The 6209-nt window shown below is 41.1% G+C and carries 2 protein-coding genes; one reads left to right on the top strand and one right to left on the bottom strand.

Going from position 1 to position 6209, the window contains the following annotated elements:
- Positions 1-235: 235 nt before the first annotated feature.
- Positions 236-766, bottom strand: a complete 531-nt coding sequence (locus H6G75_RS10265) for a universal stress protein (RefSeq protein ID WP_190979831.1) — start codon at positions 764-766, stop codon at positions 236-238.
- Positions 767-1338: 572 nt separating this feature from the next.
- Between H6G75_RS10265 and H6G75_RS10260 the strand changes: the two genes are divergently transcribed.
- The gene (locus H6G75_RS10260; protein WP_190979830.1) at positions 1339-6180 is read left to right on the top strand and encodes a response regulator; all 4842 of its coding nucleotides are present in this window, start codon (positions 1339-1341) and stop codon (positions 6178-6180) included.
- Positions 6181-6209: the final 29 nt, after the last annotated feature.

Below are 6209 nucleotides of genomic sequence, written 5' to 3'. Positions count from 1 at the left end.
CCTGCATTCTTACCTCCAACACCCTGAAATTCTTTGCCGCATCTACCTTAGTTATTTTTGCGGTTTGTCCTCAGTTCTGTATTTTACTAGCTCAACTGCCTCTTTCTTAAACCCCTACCCTTGAAAGGGAGACAAGGGAGGAGGGGTAGACAAGGGAGAAAAAACTTAGTTAACTCAGTTTCTACCTTGTCCACCTTGTCCCCCTTGTCTACCCTGTCCCCCTCTCATCCCTCAATCAAGCCTGACTAGTCACCGTCACGGCTGGTGCGACAGTGTCTTTCTGCACAGGCGGGTGATTGACGATAAAGACTGAACATTTGGCGTGATGCAGCACGTAGTTACTCACACTACCCAAGAAAAATTCTGTGAACCCAGAACGTCCCCTATGCCCCATCACAATTAAGTCTGCATTCCATTGAGCAGCCAGTTTACAAATAGTAGTACCAGGGTTGCCTAAAATTTGGCTAAATTCTGCTGTCACATTGGCTGTGTTGGCTTGAGCCGAGAAAGACTGCAATATCCGCACGCCTTCGTCTTTAAATTTATCCCACTGTTTTTGGTATAAATCTAAACTTTGGGCGCTCAAACCTGGATAGTAGTCAACATTAGATAACATGGGAATATAAGGGCTACCTTCTTCCTCTGGAGAGAGAACATGTAGTAGCAAGAGTTGGGCGGATATAGCTTGGGCTAAGGTCAATGCTTGCTCAAAAACCTCTGTTCCCATTTCCGAACGATCCAATGCGACTAAAATCTTTTTCAGCATATAGACCTCTGGCTGTAATTGCGAATAACTTGGAAGTTTTTGGTTTTTAAATGCAGAATCACCATAATTGAGAAATCTGCATCTGTTTTTGGCAAAAATTGCAAAAATAATTTATTTAATAGCTGTAATCATCGAACACCCTGTATATGACATCTATCTTTAATTTATAAAGAAAGAATTTGAGGAACTTGTGAGGATGATCCCGCCTGGTATGACGGAATTTAGATGTTGTGACTGCGATGAATCAGCACTCAAGATTGTTATGTGAGGCGATTTTCAGCTTTTAACGACAATGCAAATCTGATGAGTTTTAAAGTAATACCTTAATAGTTATTTCAGAATTTCACTGTGCCAGCAAAAGCTTTAAGGGATGCTGTTAATTTTAGAGCTGAATTATCTCGGCAACTATTTCTAAAGATTGATAAATGTTGATAATTGTGAATTAAACTTAACATTAGAGTATGAATACTTTAATATGCTTTAAAGCGCAAATTGTCAATCTTAATTTTGTTTTGAATTTTAATTTTTCGACTCATTATCTATATAATCTTAACGTTAGGAAATCTTAAAATATGAAAATTTTAGTTGTCGAGGATGACGAGTTAAATGCCTATGCACTAACTGCCGTTCTTACCAACCAAAACTATGCAGTGGAAGTGGCAAATGATGGTGAAACTGCTTGGGATTTAATTCAAACTTATAATTATGATTTAATTTTATTAGATGTAATTTTGCCGAAGTTAGATGGAATTAGTTTGTGTCGGCAAATTCGCTCCAATAATTTGCAAATGCCTATCCTGCTGTTGACCGGATGTGATAGTAGTCATGAGAAGGCAATTGGCTTGGATGCAGGGGCAGATGATTATGTCGTGAAACCATTTGCTGAAGAAGAATTGGTTGCCCGTGTCAGGGCTTTATTACGTCGTGGTGGTGCATCATCACAACCTATTTTAGAATGGGGAAATTTACGCCTTGACCCTAGTAGTTGTGAAGTGATTTATGGCAACGAATTACTATCATTAACTCCAAAAGAATATGCACTTTTGGAGTTATTTTTACGCAATAGTCGCCGCGTATTTAGCTGCGGGATGATTTTAGAACATTTGTGGTCTTATGAAGATACACCAGGAGAAGAAGCAGTGCGGACTCATATTAAAGGCTTACGCCAGAGATTAAAAGCTGTGGGTGCGCCTGGTGATTTAATTGAGACTGTGTATGGAATTGGCTATCGGCTCAAACCCCAGGAAGAAGAGAAACCCGCAACAAAACCAGCTAAATCTAAAAACCAGAAACCCAAAGCCGAACTATCATCGCAACAACAAACACTCCAAGCGATCGCAGGAGTTTGGCAAAGATTTCAAGGGCGAGTCGATGAGCAAATCAAAGTCATCGAACAAGCGGCTTTTGCTGAGTCAGGTTTAAATGGGGAATTGCTCAACCAAGCAACTAAAGAAGCCCATACCTTAGCCGGCTCGTTAGGGACATTTGGCTTTCCGACTGGTTCAAAGTTGGCGCGTCAAATTGAGCAATTACTTAAATCTGGTCAAAAGTTAACGCCAGAAGAAATTACTCAAATGCAAACTTGGGTAAAATCCTTGCGCCAGGAAATTCAAACTCAAGGTGAGGAGGCAAACTCAAGAACATTTGATAGTAGATTACCTTTAGTTTTGGTGGTTGATCAAGACCAGACTATCGGGGAACAACTGAGACAAACTACGGCTGGTGCAGAATTTCAAGTCAGCATTGCTACAAATCTAGAGTCTGCCAGAACTATACTTTACCGCGACCATCCCAGTGCAGTGTTACTTGACCCTAATTTTTCTGACAATCAAGAAGATAGTTGGAGTTTTTTAGCAGAATTGGCACAAAGAAAACCACCTGTGCCAGTGTTAGTTTTTACCGAGCAAACAGATTTAGGTAATCGCTTGCATCTGGCGCGGCAAGGGGGACATACATTTTTGCAAAAGCCAATGTCTGCCGAACAAGTCGCAGAGGCGATCGCTCAATTACTCCAACAATTACCCCACGGCGAAGCGAAAATCCTGGCTGTCGATGATGACCCAAAAATTCTTGCGTTGTTACAAACTTTACTCACACCTTGGGGTTTACAAGTAATTGGCTTAGATGATCCGCGTCGGTTTTGGGAAACTTTGGAAACAGTCAAGCCAGATATGTTGATTCTGGATGTAGAAATGCCCCACAGCAACGGTATTGAGTTGTGTCAAGTGGTGCGAAATGACTCTCATTGGAGTGAGTTACCGATTTTATTTCTCACAGTCCATAGTGAGGCGGACATTGTAAATCAGGTGTATAGCGTTGGTGCTGATGATTTTGTCAGCAAACCCATTGTCGGGCCAGAACTGGTAACTCGGATTGTCAATCGCTTGGAACGGATACAATTACTCAAGCGGATGGGACAAACCAAGCAACAACCGTCCCAGGAAACAGCGTCTCTTTCATCTTCAACATCTAACTTTACGGCTGACTGGCGTACCATCTTTGAAGGTGAACCGGAATGTGTGAAAGTAGTAGCGGCTGATGGCACAATTTTAGAAATCAATGCTGCGGGACTGGCGGTTCTTGAAGCTAAAAGCAAAGCCAAGGTGATTGGTAAATCAGTTTACTCTTTGATTACTCCAGAATATCAAGCTGCATTTCGCCAACTCCATGAAAGTGTTTGTCAAGGTAATAAAGGTGCTTTGCAGTTTGAAATGATTACCTATCAAGGTCAGCGTCGGTGGATGGAAACTCATGCTGTACCCCTACAAAATCAAACTGATGGCAAATTTGTCCAGTTGGCAATTACCCGCGATATCACCCACTATAAACAAGTAGAAACCGAAATTCGCCGCATTAATCGCACACTCCAGACATTGAGTAGTTGCAATCATATTATTGTCCGCACGCAAGACGAACTAGAACTACTCCAGAAAATTTGCCAAATTATTGTGGAAGTTGGCGGTTATCGGCTGGCGTGGGTAGGCTTTGCGGAAGATGATAGGGACAAAAATATTCTACCAGTGGCGCAAGCTGGCTATGACGATGGCTATTTACAAACACTCCAGCTTACTTGGTCGGATACTGTGCGTGGTCAAGGGCCAACGGGTACCGCCATTCGCACAGGTAAAACTTGCATTATTCAGAATATTTTAACTGACCCCAAATATGAAGTTTGGCGCTGTCAGGCAGAAGAACGGGGTTATGCGGCGGCGATCGCTTTACCTTTAAAAACAAATAATCAAACTTTTGGCGCGTTGAATATTTATGCGGCGGAACCAAACGCTTTTGATGATGATGAAGTGCAGCTATTAAAAAAACTGGCAGAAGATTTAACTTATGGTATTGTCGCATTACGCAACCAGCGCGATCGCACTTTAGCCGAAGCAGCATTACAACAAACTCAAGCCGCCTTACAAAAAGCCAATAATGAATTAGAATTACGAGTTGCCGAACGCACGGCCGAGTTAATTACTGTCAACCGTCAATTACAATCAGAACTAGATAAACGTCAACGTATCGAAGAAGAATTGCGAGTTTCTCAAGTAAAATTAGCCCGAATTTTAGATATTGCTGATGATGCAATTATTTCTATAGATAGCAACCAAAGTATTACTTTATTTAACCAAGGAGCCGAGAAAATCTTTGGTTATACGGCTCAAGAAGTGATTGGGCAGAAATTAGATATACTTTTACCATTACGATTTACCCAAGCTCATCGTCAACACGTATCTGACTTTGGTAAATCAGCAAATTTAGCCCGAAGAATGGGAGAACGGCGAGAGTTATTTGGTAAGCGCAAAGATGGCAGTGAATTTCCGGCGGAGGCTTCTATTTCTAAGTTAAATATGGGTGAGGAAGTTTACTATACAGTGATTTTGCGGGATGTCACAGAACGCAAACAAGTTGAACGAATGAAAGATGAATTTGTATCTGTTGTTAGTCACGAACTCCGTACACCTTTAACATCAATTCATGGTTCTTTAGGAATGCTCACTAGTGGTTTATTAAAAGCAGATTCAGAGCAAGGCAAACGGCTGTTGCAAATTGCCATAGATAGTAGCGATCGCCTGGTTCGATTAATTAATGATATTTTAGATATTGAACGCATTGAATCAGGTAAAGTCAAGATGGCGCGGGAAATCTGCGACCTTGATGAATTAGTGCAATCAGCAGTCAATATTATTCAACCTTTAGCAAATAAACAAGGCGTACAATTAGCAATTTCTAGCTTATCGGTGATGTTATGGGCTGATCCCGATCGCATTGTCCAAACATTAACAAATCTCTTGAGTAATGCCATTAAATTCTCGGCGAGTGAGGCGACAGTCTGGTTAGAAATTCAGCAGCAACAAAATGAAGTTTTACTCACAGTTAAAGATACCGGACGAGGGATTCCAGAAGATAAATTAGAAAGTATTTTTGAGCGATTTCAACAGGTAGATTCCTCTGATTCACGTAACCATGATGGTACAGGGTTGGGTTTAGCAATTTGTAAAAGCATTGTGCAGCAACATGGCGGGCGAATTTGGGTGGAAAGTACTTTAGGAGAAGGTAGTACATTTTACTTTACCCTACCCGTTTATCAAGCTCCACAAATTACTGATGTAGGACAACCAACTCCTCACTGCTCACTGCCTGTTGCTTATTCTCCCTTGGTTTTAGTTTGCGATGATGATCCAGATATTTCTAATGAACTGGAAACTTTATTGCAAAAAGGTGGATATCGAGTAGTAACAGTTGCTACTGGAAAAGAAGCGATCGCCACCGCATCAATTCAACAACCAGATGTGATTTTACTTGATTTGCTGATGCCAGAAATGAACGGCTGGCAAACAATGGCCATTTTAAAAGAACGTGCTGATACGCAACATATTCCGATTGTCATTTGTAGCGTTTATCAATCAGAAACTAATGGTAAACCCATCACAGATTTTGCTGATTGGGTAAGTAAACCAGTGCAAGAAAGTTACTTATTACAATCCCTAAAACAAGTTGTTGCCAAACCATCGAAACGCGCCCGAATTTTAATTGTGGAAGATGACAACGACTTAGCACAATTATTAATTACTTTATTTGAGCGCCATGATATTGAAACTTGCTTGGCACAAACAGGCAGAGAAGCCATTCACCTCAGCCAAGAATTGCATCCTGACTTATTAATTCTTGATTTAATTTTGCCAGAAAGCGATGGCTTTGTGGTAATTGATTGGTTACGACAACACAATCATTTATGTACCATGCCCGTAGTAGTTTACTCTGCCAAAGATTTAGACGAGTCCGAACGCCAACGACTTAAATTAGGCTACACCGAATTTTTAACCAAAGGACGTGTAACCACCCAAGAATTTGAACAAAGAGTAATGGACTTACTTCAGCGCATCACTCATCATACAGTTGAGAGTGATGAGTCTTAAGTGCTGAGTGCTGAGTGCTGAGTGCTGAG

The organism is Nostoc sp. FACHB-280 (assembly GCF_014697615.1).
Classification (GTDB): domain Bacteria; phylum Cyanobacteriota; class Cyanobacteriia; order Cyanobacteriales; family Nostocaceae; genus Nostoc_B.
The sequence above is the reverse complement of the archived record's forward strand: the minus strand, read 5'-3'. Positions and strand labels throughout refer to the sequence as shown.